Raw genomic sequence first — 15,445 nt, 5'->3', positions numbered from 1 at the left:
CAACCTCCCCAAGGGGAGGAGTCTAAGCCCCTCCTTTGGAGGGGTTGGGGAGGCCTTTATTGTTTTTTAATCGAGAGATACGCTTAGTCCCAGACCACGCATTTCGTGAAGTAATACGTTCAATGATTCTGGAATACCCGGTTGTGGCATTGGTTCACCTTTAACGATTGCTTCATAAGCTTTGGAACGTCCAACAACGTCGTCCGATTTGATGGTCAGGATTTCTCTCAGTATATGAGCCGCACCGAATGCTTCGAGTGCCCAAACCTCCATCTCTCCAAAACGTTGTCCTCCGAACTGCGCCTTACCTCCAAGAGGCTGTTGCGTAATAAGTGAATAAGGACCGATTGAACGTGCGTGCATCTTGTCTTCAACCATGTGTCCCAGTTTCAGCATATATATAATACCTACTGTAGCATGCTGGTCGAAACGGTCTCCTGTACCTCCATCAAAAAGACGAACTTTACCATAACGTGGCACTCCTGCTTTATCTGTCCATTCGTTCAGATCATCAAGGCTTGCCCCGTCAAAGATAGGAGTAGCAAATTTCACACCAAGTTCTTTACCTGCCCAACCAAGTACAGTTTCGAAAATCTGTCCAAGGTTCATACGAGAAGGCACACCCAGTGGATTCAATACGATATCTACAGGGGTTCCGTCCGGCAAGAACGGCATATCTTCCTGACGCACAATACGTGAAACAATACCTTTGTTACCGTGACGTCCGGCCATTTTATCACCTACCTGTATCTTACGTTTCTTGGCCACATAAACTTTGGCAATCTGTACGATACCTGAAGGAAGCTCATCACCGATAGTCAGGTCGAAACGTTTACGTTTCAGTTCTGCATCCAGTTCTTTATATTTACGCAGATAATTTACGATAACATCACGTATCAGGCCATTCTTATGTTCGTCTGAAGTCCAGTTACTAACCTGTATAGTTTCGTAATCGATACTGTCAAGTGCACTCTTCGTAAATTTAGAGCCCTTGGCAATAATATCCACATTCAGATAATCCTTAACACCCTGAGATGTCTTGCCATCTGCCAGTACCAGTATTTTATCAACCAACACCGATTTTAGCTTAGCCATCTTTTCTTCATACTCTTCATCAAGCTTAGGAAGCAACGCTTTGCTAGAAAGTTTTGTTTTTCCTTTTTTGGCAGCTTTTGAGAACAGGTTTGTTCCTATAACTACTCCTTTCAATGAAGGTGAAGCTTTTAAAGATGCATCTTTCACATCACCGGCTTTATCACCGAAGATAGCACGAAGCAGTTTTTCTTCCGGAGAAGGGTCCGATTCACCTTTCGGTGTGATCTTACCTATCAGTATATCTCCCGGATTAACACGTGCTCCGATACGGATGATACCTCTTTCATCCAGGTCTTTTGTGGCATCTTCACTAACGTTCGGTATATCGGAAGTCAATTCTTCTACACCACGTTTTGTATCACGCACTTCGAGGGCGAACTCTTCCACATGTACAGATGTGAATATATCTTCGCGGACGATACGTTCGTTCAATACGATCGCATCCTCAAAGTTGTATCCTTTCCAAGGCATGAAAGCCACTTTCAGATTCTTACCAATAGCAAGTTCTCCTTTTTCAGTCGAATAACCTTCTGTCAGGATCTGATCCAAAACAACCCTGTCTCCTTTATGGCAAATAGGCCGCAGGTCAATTGTTGTATTCTGGTTGGTTTTCCTGAATTTCGGAATTGAATATGTTTTCACTGCATCGTCGAAGGCAACAAAGTCTTCGTCAGCAGTACGGTCATATTTAATCTTAATAGTATCGGCATCCACATATACCACCTCTCCGGCTCCTTCGGCAACAATCTGTGTACGAGAGTCGCGGATCAGCTGACCTTCGATACCTGTTCCTATAATAGGAGCCTCGGTACGCATCAACGGAACTGCCTGACGCATCATATTCGATCCCATCAGGGCACGGTTGGCGTCGTCATGCTCAAGGAACGGAATCAATGAAGCAGCGATAGAAGCAATCTGAGTAGGCGACACGTCCATTAGTTCGATTTCTTCTGGTCCTACTACCGGATAATCAGCATCCTGACGAGCTTTCACGCGAGTACGGATAAATGTTCCATCGTCATTCAACGGAGCATTTCCCTGTGCAATAAGCCTGTCTTCTTCTTCCTCTGCCGCAAGATAAACGATTCCGTTTTCCGATAGGTCAACCTTTTTGTCAGCTACCTTACGGTAAGGAGTCTCGATAAACCCTAAATCATTAATTTTAGCATATACGCAAAGGGAGGAGATCAAACCGATATTTGGTCCTTCCGGTGTTTCTATCGGACAAAGACGTCCATAGTGAGTATAGTGAACGTCACGCACTTCGAATCCGGCTCTTTCACGGGAAAGTCCACCAGGCCCGAGGGCTGACATACGGCGTTTATGAGTAATCTCAGCCAGCGGATTCGTCTGATCCATAAACTGAGACAAAGCATTCGTTCCGAAGAATGTATTAACAACAGATGAGATCGTTTTCGCATTGATCAGGTCGATCGGTGTAAATACCTCATTGTCGCGAACATTCATTCTTTCGCGGATAATACGTGCCATACGGTTAAGACCAACTCCAAATTGGTTGAACAGCTGTTCTCCGACTGTACGAACACGACGGTTGCTCAAGTGGTCGATATCATCAACAATAGCTTTCGAGTTGATCAACTCTATAAGGTATTTTATGATCTCTATGATATCTTCTTTTGTCAATACACGTATTTCAGTATCAGTGTTCAGACCTAATTTCTTATTCAGTCTGTAACGCCCAACTTCTCCCAGATCGTAACGTTTTTCTGAGAAGAACAGGTTATTGATTACCTCGCGTGCACTGGTATCGTCCGCAGGCTCTGCGCTCCGCAACTGACGATAGATATGCCGAACCGCATCAATTTCAGAGTTACTTGGGTCTTTCTGCAATGTATTGTAAATAATCGCATAGTCTGATAACTGATGAGTCTCTTTGTGAAGCAGGATTGAAGATACACCCGAATCTACTATAAGATCAAGGTGATCCTTTTCCAGAATAGTTTCACGTTCAAGGATTACTTCATTACGCTCGATTGATGTTACCTCTCCGGTATCTTCATCCACGAAGTCTTCCATCCATGTGCGTAGTATTCTGGCAGCCAGCTTACGTCCTAAGACTTTTTTGATATTTGCTTTAGAGACCTTTACCTCTTCGGCCAGGTCGAATATTTCGAGGATATCACGGTCGCTCTCGAATCCGATAGCGCGAAGCAGAGTTGTTACCGGCAATTTTTTCTTACGGTCGATATATGCATACATGACATTGTTGATGTCTGTCGCAAATTCGATCCACGATCCTTTGAACGGAATAATACGCGCCGAGTACAGTTTTGTACCATTGGCATGCATTGTCTGTCCGAAGAATACACCCGGTGAACGGTGCAATTGGGACACAACCACACGTTCTGCTCCATTGATGACAAAGGTACCTTTGTCTGTCATATATGGAATCAGTCCCAGGTATACGTCCTGGATAACTGTATCAAAATCTTCATGATCAGGGTCGGTGCAATAGAGTTTTAGCTTAGCTTTCAAAGGAACGCTATAGGTCAATCCTCTTTCGATACACTCTTCGATGGTGTAACGTGGGGGATCGATAAAATAGTCCAGAAACTCTAATACAAAGTTGTTTCGTGTATCAGCTATAGGAAAGTTTTCGGCAAAAACTTTATACAACCCTTCGTTTTTCCTCTTTTCGGGAGGAGTATCAAGTTGTAGAAAGTCGCGGAACGACTTTAATTGAACTTCAAGAAAATCCGGATAAGGAAGTGGATTTTTTATTGAAGCAAAATTGATTCTTTGATTTGTATTTGTTGTTGCAGACATGGATTAACCAATTTGATTTGAACTTATTACTTTTGACGCAAAAAGGTTAAGAACCTTTTTTTATAAAGGTTCCTAACCAAATATCCTTTTTACAGGGCTATCTTACTTAAGTTCAACTTCGGCTCCAGTCTCTTCTAGTTGTTTTTTCAATGCGTCAGCTTCGTCTTTAGTTACTCCTTTTTTCAGTTCGCTAGGAGCAGCGTCCACTACGTCTTTAGCCTCTTTCAAACCAAGTCCTGTAAGTTCTTTTACAGCTTTAACAACCTGCAATTTGTTTGCACCAGCAGATTTAAGGATTACATCGAATGATGTTTTTTCCTCTACTGCCTCAGCAGCAGCAGCTGGTCCCGCAGCAACTGCAACAGCAGCAGCAGCTGGTTCGATTCCGTATTCAGTTTTTAGAACTTCAGCTAACTCGCTTACTTCTTTTACTGTCAAATTTACTAGTTGTTCTGCAATAGCTTTGATATCTGCCATTTTTGTATAAATTAAAATTGTTATTATTCTTTTTGTTTAAATTGTATTATCTTTTAGATAATGTTTCTAACACGCCGTGAATAGTATTTCCTCCCGATTGAAGGGCAGAGATAACATTCTTGGCCGGAGATTGAAGCAACATGATAACATCGCCGATAAGTTCGTCACGGCTTTTGATGTTTTCAAGCGCTGTCAGGTTCTCAGCACCTACGTAGAAGCTTTCTTGTACATAAGCAGCTTTCAATGCAGGTATACCTTCTTTTTTATACTTAGCTATCAACTTTGCAGGTGCATTAGCTGTATTGGAGAACATGATTGCTGTATTTCCTTTAAGAGCAGCGTCCAGCTCAGAGAAATCCCCGTCAAGTGACTCCAATGCTTTTTTCAGCAAAGTATTTTTAACAACCATCAGCTTGATTTCCTGCTTAGCACATTCTCTTCTCAATTCGCTGGTTTTAGCTGAATTAAGAGTCTCAATGTTTGTAAGATAGAAATTACTGTAGCCTTTAATTGTTGAAGCTATAGTGTCTATGATAGTGCTTTTATCTTCCTTTCTCATAATGTTTCAGTCAATTTTTCGATTAATTTTCTACTGATTTAGGGTCGATTTTAATACCCGGACTCATAGTACTTGAAAGACAAACACTTTTCACATATGTTCCTTTAGCCGCAGTTGGTTTCAGTTTGATAAGCGTAGCTATAAATTCTCTCGCATTATCTTTAATCTGATCAGGAGTGAAAGATACTTTACCGACAGAAGCGTGTATGATACCTGCTTTGTCTACCTTAAAGTCGATCTTACCGGCCTTAACCTCTGTTACAGCTTTCGCAACATCCATAGTCACTGTTCCGCTCTTAGGATTCGGCATTAGACCACGAGGCCCTAAAACACGTCCCAAAGCTCCTATTTTACCCATGATGGCAGGTTGAGTGATGATCACATCAATATCAGTCCAGCCACCTTTTATTTTTTCAATATATTCATCCAGACCTACATAGTCAGCTCCGGCTTCTTTAGCAGCAGCTTCTGCATCCGGCGAACACAATACCAAAACTCTTACCTGTTTTCCTGTTCCATGAGGAAGGGATACTACACCCCTCACCATCTGGTTAGCTTTACGTGGGTCTACACCTAGGCGAACATCCAAATCGACAGATGCGTCGAATTTGCTTGTTGTAATCTCTTTTACGAGAGCCGAAGCTTCGCTTAATGTGTAAAGTTTCCCTGCTTCAATTTTGCTGAAAGCTAACTTTTGATTTTTTGTAAGTTTACCCATTTCAATTGAAGTTTTAATTAATTATTTTCAGGGAAAGCCCCTTTTACGGTAATACCCATACTTCTTGCTGTACCAGCAACCATTCTCATGGCTGACTCGATTGTAAAACAGTTCAGGTCTACCATTTTGTCTTCAGCAATAGCTTTCACCTGATCCCAGGTAATCTCTGCTACTTTCTTACGGTTAGGTTCGGCCGATCCACTTTTTTGTTTGGCTGCTTCAAGTAATTGAATAGCTACAGGTGGTTGTTTTACAACGAAATCAAATGACTTATCGGCATAGTAAGTAATTACAACAGGTAATACTTTCCCTGCCTTGTCTTGAGTTCTGGCATTAAATTGCTTACAGAAATCCATAATATTGATCCCTTTAGAACCTAAAGCAGGCCCAACGGGAGGAGATGGATTTGCTGCACCGCCTTTAATCTGTAATTTTAATTGTCCAGCAATTTCTTTAGCCATTTTTGTTTCTGATTTTAGTTTTATTTTAAAACTTAAGATTTGAACATTGGGACTGCGTAACCAATCTTACTGCTCTTTTTCGACTTGCATGTAGTTCAATTCGAGCGGAGTTTTCCGTCCGAATATTTTCACCATCACTTTCAGTTTCTTTTTCTCTGTGTTCACTTCTTCAATTACACCCGAGAAGCCCGAGAAAGGTCCGTTTGTTACCTTTACGTTTTCTCCTACGAAGTATTGAACATCCATGCCTACCTCCTGGTCTTCCAACTCGTCCATCGTACCTAATATCCGGTTTACTTCGGACTGGCTCAATGGTTGAGGATTGGTAGTATTTGGCAGGAATCCGGCAACAAAATTAATGTTGCGCAGTTCATGAATAACTTCTCCTACAAGAGCAGCCTCAATCAATATGTAGCCGGGAAGGTAAGCTCTTTCTTTAAGAACTTTCTTTCCGTTACGCATAATATAAGTCTTTTCTGTAGGAATAAGAACTTGAGAGATGTACTTCCCTAAGTCAGTTTTCTTTATCTCAGCTTCAAGATACTCTTTGACTTTATTTTCTTTTCCACTAACGGCACGTAGTACGTACCATTTCTTTTCGATTTCAGTCATAGCTTTTGATAAAAATTAAAGACCGTAGAAAACTTTCTTGATCAAGTTTTCGAACGCCGAATCGACACCCCATACTACTAATGCCATAATAATGGAAGCGATCATAACAATAACAGCACTATTTGTCAATTCTGCACGAGAAGGCCAAGAAACCTTGTGTACAAGTTCGTTATAAGAATCCTTAATATAGTTAATTATCTTTTTCATTACTCCTTATTGAGTTTTTTTAATGCACGGGCGGAGAGATTCGAACTCCCGACATTTGGTTTTGGAGACCAACGCTCTACCACTGAACTACGCCCGTAAATTAAAGCCGGTTATATTGCAAACCGACTTTTTATTATTTTATTGATGGTTAGTCAACAATTTCTGTGATCTGTCCTGCACCTACTGTACGTCCACCTTCGCGGATAGCGAAACGAAGACCTACACTACATGCTACCGGGTAGATAAGTTCAACTGTGATAGTCAAGTTATCACCAGGCATAACCATATCTGTTCCTTCAGGAAGTGTGATTTCTCCTGTTACGTCCAATGTACGGATGTAGAACTGAGGACGATATTTGTTATGGAATGGAGTGTGACGACCACCTTCTTCTTTTTTCAGGATATACACCTCAGCTTTGAAACGAGTGTGAGGAGTTACTTTCCCCGGGTGAGTGATCACCATACCACGTTTGATTTCGTCTTTATCGATACCACGGAGAAGAAGACCTACGTTATCACCGGCTTGTCCGTCATCAAGTATCTTACGGAACATTTCTACTCCTGTAACAACTGATTTTTTGTTTTCTGATCCAAGACCAATAATTTGAACTTCTTCACCAGTTTTGATTTTACCAGTTTCGATACGACCTGTTGCCACTGTACCACGACCTGTGATAGAGAACACGTCTTCAACCGGCATCAAGAATGGTTTGTCAACATCGCGTGGAGGAAGCGGAATCCATGTATCAACAGCATTCATCAGCTCCAATACCTGGCTAACCCAAGGCTCAACACCGTTCAATGCTCCAAGAGCAGATCCACGGATAACCGGAGTGTTGTCTCCGTCGAATTCATAGAATGAAAGAAGTTCTCTCATTTCCAATTCAACAAGCTCCAACATTTCTTCATCTTCAACGATATCACATTTGTTCATGAAAACAACCAACTTAGGTACGTTTACCTGACGTGCCAGAAGGATGTGTTCGCGAGTTTGAGGCATCGGACCATCAGTAGCAGCAACTACGATGATAGCTCCGTCCATCTGAGCAGCACCAGTAACCATGTTTTTCACATAGTCGGCGTGACCCGGACAGTCAACGTGTGCATAGTGACGGTTAGCTGTTTCGTATTCTACGTGTGAAGTATTGATTGTTATACCACGTTCTTTTTCTTCAGGAGCGTTGTCGATAGAATCGAATGAACGAGCTTCAGAAAGACCTGCATCAGCCAATACTTTTGTAATAGCAGCTGTCAGGGTAGTTTTACCATGGTCAACGTGACCGATTGTACCGATATTTACGTGCGGTTTCGCCCGGTTAAAATGTTCTTTTGCCATAATTAATCTTCTATTATTAGTTAATATATTTATTTAATTCTATCGAATCAACATTATTGCTGCACCAAGTGTTTATAGCTTTGAGCCCATGACGGGATTTGAACCCGTGACCTCTTCCTTACCAAGGAAGTGCTCTACCACTGAGCTACATTGGCATAAATCTTTTATTCATCGCAACACCTAATTACTAGGTATCTTATAGAAAAAAAAAGATTGAAGCCTGAATCTTAAAATCACTAGACCTTATAAGGTTTCAGGGCTTCTTATTCTTATACCTGAGCCTCTTGTCGGATTCGAACCAACGACCCCGAGATTACAAATCACGTGCTCTGGCCAGCTGAGCTAAAGAGGCATAAAAATCTAATTTTGCCGCTATTACCGCTTTTTAATAGCGAAACGGCGACAAAATTAGAAATTATTTTTTAGAATAGCAACACTTTATCTATTTATTTTTTCGTGTTTTTTCTTTCGTTTCAAAATCCCTCTATCCTTTGGGAGACAGAGGGATTTACCTGTATTTTTATATTATTACCTTTAGTATTATTTCACCTGGGTCTTTTCCTTTACTTTTAAAACCTGCTTTTCAAGAGCTTCTATACCCTGCATCACAGCTTCCTCGAATGTATCTGCCGTTTTATTGGCAAAAAGCTCTCCGTTTTTAATATTCAACTTTATAGATGCCTCCTTATTGTTAGCCGTCTCAGGCTTTACTACTTTAAGGATAACTTCGGCATCTACAATCTGATCCGAAAACTTGTCCAGCTTTGATAATTTTTTCTCAATGAATTCCTTTAGATTAGCCGATGCATCAAAATGCAATGATTGAATCGCGATGTTCATAATACTTCCTCCTTTTACTTTTAGGCTCTTGGATGAGCCTTGTTATAAATCTTTTTAAGCTCTTCAAATGAAGTGTGCGTATATATCTCTGTTGCCGCAAGGCTTGAGTGACCTAATATCTCTTTTACAGCATTAATATCGGCGCCGTTATTGAGCATACTGGTAGCAAAAGTGTGCCGAAGCACATGCGGGCTGGTTTTGGCTAGTGTGGAAACCTGTTTCATATTTGCCGTTACTATACGATGAACCAGCATGGGATAAAGCTGCCCTCCATTCTCTTTAACAAACAAGTAACCTGATTGGTTTTGTATTTCGTTATTCCTTATTTCTATATATTTCTCTATTAGTTCCTTGGTATTATCACTGATTGGAATCAGTCTTTGTTTATTCCGTTTTCCTGTAACCTGTATTGTTTTAGTATAGAAGTCTACATCTGTATCTTTTAAACCCAGCAACTCAGCCCGGCGCATACCTGTAACATAGAACAACTCTATCATCAGATGATTGCGAACCCCTTCAAAGGTATCGTTATCCATGGCATTATCCAGAATTTTATCCATATCCGCATTATTCACAAAAGCGGGTAGTGGCTTGGATATCCTGGGACCAACTACTTTTTTCACGGGATTAATAGTCATCTCACCAATACGCAACAAGTATTTATAAAATGACTTCAGTGTACTAAGTTTACGATTTACCGATCGTGGCGACATCTTATTCTCCATCAGTGACACTACCCACATACGTATAATGTCATTATCAACAGATTGCAAATTTACGTCAGGGAAGTGAATCCCCAGAAAATCGGAGAACTGGGCAAGGTCTCTAGAATAAGAAATCTCCGTATGTAAAGAATAATTCTTTTCATAACGGAGATAATTGATATATTTCTCAATTAACATCATCATTCACCCGAGTTATAATCCTGAATGACGAAGTTAATAATATTATGCGAAAAAGACAATACTTTTATTAATCTTCCGAACGGTGCATTGCCTGCACATATATTGCATGCAATTTTTGCTCTCTTTTTACTACAGACGGTTTACGAAACTCCTGACGTCTTCTTAGTTCTTTTACAACACCTGTTTTTTCGTATTTTCTTTTAAATTTTTTTAGGGCTTTTTCAATATTTTCGCCTTCTTTTAATGGTACAATGATCATAACTGAAATTTTGTTTTTATTTTTTTTGTTGTTTAATTCTTTCTTTATTGCCGGAGAAACTACCGGCTAAACTTTCTTCTAGCGGATGGATTTAAATATAATGAATCTTTCGAACACGGCATCATTCGCCGCATTTAGCATATTATCTTCATATGTATTGTTCAAAAGATCATCAAACCTCCTCTCTTTTTCGGGCTGCAAATTTATGGATAATTATTTAGAAACAAAAGACTTCAACCTAAAATATTTCCTATATTCATATAAAACCCTGTCTATCTTGTCTGTTTTTATACATAAATGAGATACTTCTCCCGTATCCTGATCGCTTCAGTCATTTTTCTTCATTTGAATATGCGGCAGGCCATCCTCCAGGTACATTTCACTAGTTTGTAAAAATCCGTGGCTCTCATAAAAGTTTTTCAGGTATTGTTGTGCCGACAATGTTATTTTTCGTTCTCCGAATTCGGTCTTCTCCAGTTCAATTGCCTTTTTCATTAAATCATGCCCATATCCGTATTTCCTATATTCTTTGGCAACAATTACACGTCCAATGGAAGCGTCTTCAAAATAATCTCCACTTTTGAATATTCTACAATATGCTACCAGTTTATCTCCTATGTATCCATGCAGATGAATGGCTTTCTGATCTTTATAATCCATATCAAGATACGGAGCATCCTGTTCCAGAATAAATATCTTACAACGTAAGTGCAATATTCCGTATAACTCTTCTGTTGATAATTCACTGAAGAGACTGACTCTCCATTCCAGTTCCTGTTTCATCTTTTCTGTTTTTGCAGTAAAGATAAAGAATATCGTAAAAATTGCGAAAAAGGGGTAAAATTTATTTCTCTGAGATAATATGCTACTCAAAACCAAATAAAAAAAGAGGAAGATAAATCCTCCTCTTATACAAACACTACTTAATAAAAGCATTCAAAATGCCTTCTTTTTAAATCTTATCCGGCTAGGCATTATATCATTCTCAGCCTGTCCACTTCTTTCAACAATTTAATATCTATATTGTTTAAACGTTTGGATAAATATGTTCCTCTTGAATATCTTTTATCCTCAAAAGTATTTATCAATGCATTTTTTCAACTGTTTCAAAATCAAACATCCGCTTCAATAAATTTACGAACTAAACACAGATTAACACTTGCCTAGTATTTGTTTTTTTGCAATATGCCAATAGATTTCATCATATTAAATGAAATAACTATTTGATTTTTCTTACTTTTGCCACTCATAATCATTTATTAAAGAAAATAGGAACATATGATAACTATAGACCAACTAAAAGAAGTGTTGGAGCGCGAGGAAGCGCTGGGGAGGCATCTTTGACGTCGATGCGAAGAAAATACAGCTTGAAGAAGAAGAACTAAGGACGCATACTCCCGGTTTTTGGGACGATGCCAAAACAGCCGAAGCTCAAATGAAAATAATCCGCGGGCTGAAAATATGGATAGAAGGACATGCGGAAGTAAAAGCAGCAACCGACGAATTACAACTCGCCTTTGATTTCCAGAAAGAGGGAGTAACCACCGAAGAGGAAGTCGATCTGGCATATAGCGAAGCAATGAGACTGATCGAAAACCTCGAGCTTAGGAATATGCTACGTCGTGAAGAGGATAAACTCGGAGCTGTACTCAAAATAAACAGTGGCGCCGGAGGAACCGAAGGACAGGACTGGGCATCCATGCTGTTCCGTATGTATCAGCGGTGGTGCGAATCGAAAGGATATAAAACAACCGTTACTAACTGGCAGGACGGCGATGATGCCGGAATAAAAACCGCAACTTTGCAGGTTGAAGGCGAATATGCCTATGGCTACCTGAAATCAGAAAATGGAGTGCACCGTCTAGTGCGTGTTTCTCCGTTCAATGCGCAGGGAAAACGTATGACTTCATTTGCTTCGGTCTTTGTTGTGCCTTTAGTGGATGATACGATCGAAATCGATGTCAACCCATCCGACATTACATGGGATACATTCCGTTCGAGTGGTGCCGGAGGTCAGAATGTCAATAAAGTGGAAACCGGAGTTCGCCTGCACTATAAGTACAAAGACCCTGAAACCGGAGAAGAGAAAGAGATCGTAATTGAGAATACCGAAAGCCGTTCCCAGTTTGGAAATAAGGATAATGCAATCCGCTTGCTGAAATCGCAACTTTACGAAATGGAGTTGGAAAGACGCAGCCGTGAACAATCGAAAGTAGAAGCCGGAAAGAAAAAAATTGAATGGGGTTCACAAATACGCAGCTATGTATTTGATGATCGCCGTGTGAAAGATCACCGTACAAATCATCAGACATCAAACGTGAATGCTGTGATGGACGGCGATATCGATGATTTTATCAAAGCCTACCTGATGGAATTCGGCGAAGAGGCATAATTCAAACATTATAAAACCTTAAATTATGAAAAGGAAAGCATACTTTAAATGTGTTATTCTCGGTATTATAACATTAACCACAATACCGGGAATAGCCCAAAAGAAACCCTTGGATCACACAGTCTATGATTCATGGAAAAGTATCTCCAATGTGAAAGTAACCAATGACGGCAAATTCTCTGTAGCTGTTGTTAAAGAACAGGAAGGGGATGATTACCTGCTGATAAAAGATCTGAAGTCATATAAAGAATTAATCATTCCCCGTGGATCTATTTACACAATCACTCCCGATCAAAAATATGTAGTCACATTAATAAAAGCGCCTTTTACTGTTACCCGTCAGGCTAAGATAAAAAAGACGGCAGAAGAAAAGATGCCGAAAGACTCACTGTCTATTATTACTCTTGATAAATTCGGCATAATTAAGATACCGAATGTAAAAAGTTATAAGACAGGAAAAGACTTTTCAGACTATTTAGCTTATACAATTGATGATTCACTGAAAACTAAAGATAAGAAAGAAGAAAAAGCCCGTACCCTTATTCTTCGTCATCTCAGTTCCCAAAAAGAAGATACGATCAAGAATATCACCGAATATATTTTCAGTCCGAATGGCAAAGCCTTTGCTGCCTTGGCAAATCCCAACCCAAAGGATTCCCTGAGTAAAAAAGGAGTACTATATATGGACTTAGCTAGTTATAAGAAACAAACCATATCGGAAGGGAAAACCACCTATAAAAACCTGATCATTTCGGAACTGGGTAACAGACTGGCGTTTCTGGCAACTAGCGATAGCCTGAAGAAAGAGATAAAAGATTATGCTCTGTATTACTTTCAATCGGGTGCAGATTCAGCAAAACTGGTAGCCGATAAATATAAGGCCGGGATACCGGACAAATGGAATGTAAGTGAGAATAGTACTCCGTCATTCAGCAAAAACGAGAAACGGTTATTTTTAGGTATAGCTCCGATACAATTACCAAAAGACACGACCATCCCCGATTTCGAGAAAGCCCAGCTGGACATCTGGCACTGGCAGGAACCGCTGATCCAGCCAATACAACTCGTTCAGAAAGACAGGGAACTCAAACGCACATACTTGTCTTACATAGATCTGGATAATGGAGAAAAATTCTATCAACTGGCAACCGAAGATATGCCTGTAGTAAGAATATCTGATGAAGATAACGGAAGATACGCTATCGGATTATCGAACCTGAAATACAGGTTTGAAACGCAATGGGATATCGCTTCGCGCCAGACGAATGATATCTGGGTACTCGACCTGCAACAAAATACCAGTAAACAGATAAAAACAAAGGTACAGGGTCCCACAATGCTTTCTCCGAATGGCAAATATATTGCATGGTATGACCTGAACGACAGGCAATATTATGCATATTCAATAGAGACGGGCAAAGAGGTCTGCCTTACCAGTGAATTGGACATTAATTTCTGGGACGAAAAATATGATATGCCCTCCCCCCCTACTCCATACGGATTTGCAGCATGGACAGAAAACGACGAAGCTATACTTGTGTACGATGCTTATGATATCTGGAAACTTGATCCAAGCGGGACAAATGCACCCGAAAATATCACAAAAAATGTTGGCCGCCAGAACAAAACAACCTTCCGCTATATAAAGACCGATCCGGAAAGCAGGTTTATAAAGAAAGGAGAAAAACTTCTTCTATCAGCCTTCGATAACATCTCCAAGAAAAACGGATTCCTCGTATTAAATGGAAATAAGAAGAGTGATCTGTTCTTTGAGGAATATACTTATTCCAACCTGGCAAAAGCTAAAGACAAAGACGTATATTGCTACACAAAGGGCAATTTCAATACATCTACAGACCTGTATGTAACTACAGACCTCTGGAAATCGGATAAAATATTATCCGACATCAATCCTCAGATGAAAGACTACAACTGGGGTACAGCCGAGCTGATATCATGGACAACTTTCGATGGCAAACCATCTGAAGGCATTGTCTATAAACCTGAGGATTTCGACCCAGATAAGAAATATCCTGTGATGATATATTTCTACGAAAAGCATTCTGATAACCTTTACCAGTATTTTTCACCTGCGCCAAGTCGCTCTATCATCAATATTCCATTCTATTGTAGCAGAGGATATATCGTATTCACTCCTGACATACAATATACTGACGGACATCCGGGGAAAAGCGCCTACAATTCTATCATCTCAGGTGTTGAAGAACTGGCTAAAAATCCATGGATAGACAAAAGCAATATGGCTATACAGGGACAAAGCTGGGGTGGCTACCAGGTTGCCTATCTGGTTACACAGACCGATATGTTCAAAGCAGCCGGAGCCGGGGCACCTGTTTCCAATATGTTCAGCGCCTACAATGGCATCCGTTGGGAAAGCGGTATGAGCCGCCAGTATCAGTATGAGCAAACGCAATCGCGTATAGGTGCCACTATGTGGGAAGCTCCTGAACTATACAAAGAAAACTCGCCTGTGTTCTTCGCCGATAAAGTAAAGACACCTCTCCTTATCATGCATAATGATAATGACGGGGCTGTTCCATGGTATCAGGGGATCGAATACTTTATGGCCCTACGCCGTCTGGGTAAACCTGTATGGATGCTTCAATACAACAAAGAAGCCCATAACCTGAAAGAGCGCCGCAATGCGAAAGACCTATCCGTCCGTTTGCAGCAATTCTTCGATCATTACCTGAAAGGCGACCCAATGCCTGTATGGATGAAAAACGGAGTACCCGCCATAGATAAAGGCCGGACTTACGGTTTTGAATTAGAATAA

14 protein-coding genes and 3 tRNA genes are annotated in these 15,445 nt (G+C 40.4%); 2 read left to right on the top strand and 15 right to left on the bottom strand.

Annotated elements, in window-relative coordinates; translation table 11 throughout:
• Nucleotides 1–66: 66 nt before the first annotated feature.
• The 15 genes from rpoB to GGR21_RS11465 all read right to left on the bottom strand — a co-directional run bounded on the left by rpoB (nt 67) and on the right by GGR21_RS11465 (nt 11,039).
• The gene (rpoB, locus tag GGR21_RS11535) at nt 67–3,882 is read right to left on the bottom strand and encodes a DNA-directed RNA polymerase subunit beta (protein WP_183307377.1); all 3,816 of its coding nucleotides are present in this window, start codon (nt 3,880–3,882) and stop codon (nt 67–69) included.
• Between the two features lie 102 nt (nt 3,883–3,984).
• Entirely contained in the window at nt 3,985–4,359 is a 375-nt protein-coding gene (gene rplL / locus GGR21_RS11530) for a 50S ribosomal protein L7/L12 (protein WP_183307376.1), read from the bottom strand.
• 46 nt (nt 4,360–4,405) lie between these two features.
• Complete coding sequence (gene rplJ, locus GGR21_RS11525) at nt 4,406–4,918, bottom strand: 50S ribosomal protein L10 (RefSeq protein WP_183307375.1); 513 nt, start codon at nt 4,916–4,918, stop codon at nt 4,406–4,408.
• A gap of 22 nt (nt 4,919–4,940) precedes the next feature.
• Nucleotides 4,941–5,636, bottom strand: coding sequence for a 50S ribosomal protein L1 (gene rplA / locus GGR21_RS11520; protein ID WP_183307374.1), 696 nt, complete (start codon nt 5,634–5,636; stop codon nt 4,941–4,943).
• Between the two features lie 17 nt (nt 5,637–5,653).
• Complete coding sequence (gene rplK / locus GGR21_RS11515) at nt 5,654–6,097, bottom strand: 50S ribosomal protein L11 (RefSeq protein ID WP_183307373.1); 444 nt, start codon at nt 6,095–6,097, stop codon at nt 5,654–5,656.
• A 66-nt stretch (nt 6,098–6,163) separates the two neighbouring features.
• Nucleotides 6,164–6,709: a transcription termination/antitermination protein NusG gene (nusG, locus tag GGR21_RS11510; RefSeq protein ID WP_183307372.1), complete on the bottom strand. Its 546-nt coding sequence runs from the start codon at nt 6,707–6,709 to the stop codon at nt 6,164–6,166.
• A gap of 15 nt (nt 6,710–6,724) precedes the next feature.
• A complete protein-coding gene (gene secE, locus GGR21_RS11505) occupies nt 6,725–6,916 on the bottom strand; it encodes a preprotein translocase subunit SecE (RefSeq protein WP_183307371.1) in 192 nt (63 codons plus the stop codon).
• Nucleotides 6,917–6,941: 25 nt separating this feature from the next.
• Nucleotides 6,942–7,013, bottom strand: a tRNA-Trp gene (locus tag GGR21_RS11500).
• Between the two features lie 51 nt (nt 7,014–7,064).
• Nucleotides 7,065–8,252: an elongation factor Tu gene (tuf, locus tag GGR21_RS11495; protein WP_183307370.1), complete on the bottom strand. Its 1,188-nt coding sequence runs from the start codon at nt 8,250–8,252 to the stop codon at nt 7,065–7,067.
• A gap of 83 nt (nt 8,253–8,335) precedes the next feature.
• Nucleotides 8,336–8,407 (bottom strand) — tRNA-Thr (locus tag GGR21_RS11490).
• 123 nt (nt 8,408–8,530) lie between these two features.
• Nucleotides 8,531–8,604, bottom strand: a tRNA-Thr gene (locus GGR21_RS11485).
• A gap of 188 nt (nt 8,605–8,792) precedes the next feature.
• Entirely contained in the window at nt 8,793–9,092 is a 300-nt protein-coding gene (hpf, locus tag GGR21_RS11480) for a ribosome hibernation-promoting factor, HPF/YfiA family (protein WP_183307369.1), read from the bottom strand.
• Nucleotides 9,093–9,112: 20 nt separating this feature from the next.
• Nucleotides 9,113–9,994 carry a tyrosine recombinase XerC gene (locus GGR21_RS11475; protein ID WP_183307399.1) on the bottom strand — a complete coding sequence of 294 codons (882 nt, stop codon included), beginning with the start codon at nt 9,992–9,994 and terminating at the stop codon, nt 9,113–9,115.
• Between the two features lie 70 nt (nt 9,995–10,064).
• A complete protein-coding gene (gene rpsU / locus GGR21_RS11470) occupies nt 10,065–10,256 on the bottom strand; it encodes a 30S ribosomal protein S21 (protein WP_183307368.1) in 192 nt (63 codons plus the stop codon).
• 327 nt (nt 10,257–10,583) lie between these two features.
• Nucleotides 10,584–11,039 (bottom strand): GNAT family N-acetyltransferase, encoded by a 456-nt coding sequence (locus tag GGR21_RS11465; protein WP_183307367.1) that lies wholly within the window; start codon nt 11,037–11,039, stop codon nt 10,584–10,586.
• Nucleotides 11,040–11,534: 495 nt separating this feature from the next.
• Between GGR21_RS11465 and prfB the strand changes: the two genes are divergently transcribed.
• Nucleotides 11,535–12,648 (top strand): peptide chain release factor 2 gene (gene prfB / locus GGR21_RS11460; protein WP_183307366.1). Its coding sequence is split into 2 segments (ribosomal slippage): nt 11,535–11,585 and nt 11,587–12,648, totalling 1,113 coding nucleotides; the frame shifts between segments, so codons are not numbered across the junction.
• 25 nt (nt 12,649–12,673) lie between these two features.
• On the top strand, nt 12,674–15,445 hold the full coding sequence (locus GGR21_RS11455; RefSeq protein ID WP_183307365.1) for an alpha/beta hydrolase family protein: 2,772 nt from the start codon (nt 12,674–12,676) through the stop codon (nt 15,443–15,445).

Source organism: Dysgonomonas hofstadii, from assembly GCF_014196915.1.
GTDB classification, from domain to species: Bacteria; Bacteroidota; Bacteroidia; order Bacteroidales; family Dysgonomonadaceae; genus Dysgonomonas; species Dysgonomonas hofstadii.
This window is presented reverse-complemented; position numbering and strand designations above follow the sequence as displayed.

Coding starts and splice junctions, on each gene's coding strand:
- rpoB (WP_183307377.1), bottom strand. CDS start 3,882: ATGTCTGCAACAACAAATACAAATCAAAGAATCAATTTTGCTTCAATA.
- nusG (WP_183307372.1), bottom strand. CDS start 6,709: ATGACTGAAATCGAAAAGAAATGGTACGTACTACGTGCCGTTAGTGGA.
- GGR21_RS11455 (WP_183307365.1), top strand. CDS start 12,674: ATGAAAAGGAAAGCATACTTTAAATGTGTTATTCTCGGTATTATAACA.
- rplJ (WP_183307375.1), bottom strand. CDS start 4,918: ATGAGAAAGGAAGATAAAAGCACTATCATAGACACTATAGCTTCAACA.
- rplL (WP_183307376.1), bottom strand. CDS start 4,359: ATGGCAGATATCAAAGCTATTGCAGAACAACTAGTAAATTTGACAGTA.
- rpsU (WP_183307368.1), bottom strand. CDS start 10,256: ATGATCATTGTACCATTAAAAGAAGGCGAAAATATTGAAAAAGCCCTA.
- hpf (WP_183307369.1), bottom strand. CDS start 9,092: ATGAACATCGCGATTCAATCATTGCATTTTGATGCATCGGCTAATCTA.
- GGR21_RS11465 (WP_183307367.1), bottom strand. CDS start 11,039: ATGAAACAGGAACTGGAATGGAGAGTCAGTCTCTTCAGTGAATTATCA.
- GGR21_RS11475 (WP_183307399.1), bottom strand. CDS start 9,994: ATGTTAATTGAGAAATATATCAATTATCTCCGTTATGAAAAGAATTAT.
- rplA (WP_183307374.1), bottom strand. CDS start 5,636: ATGGGTAAACTTACAAAAAATCAAAAGTTAGCTTTCAGCAAAATTGAA.
- rplK (WP_183307373.1), bottom strand. CDS start 6,097: ATGGCTAAAGAAATTGCTGGACAATTAAAATTACAGATTAAAGGCGGT.
- secE (WP_183307371.1), bottom strand. CDS start 6,916: ATGAAAAAGATAATTAACTATATTAAGGATTCTTATAACGAACTTGTA.
- tuf (WP_183307370.1), bottom strand. CDS start 8,252: ATGGCAAAAGAACATTTTAACCGGGCGAAACCGCACGTAAATATCGGT.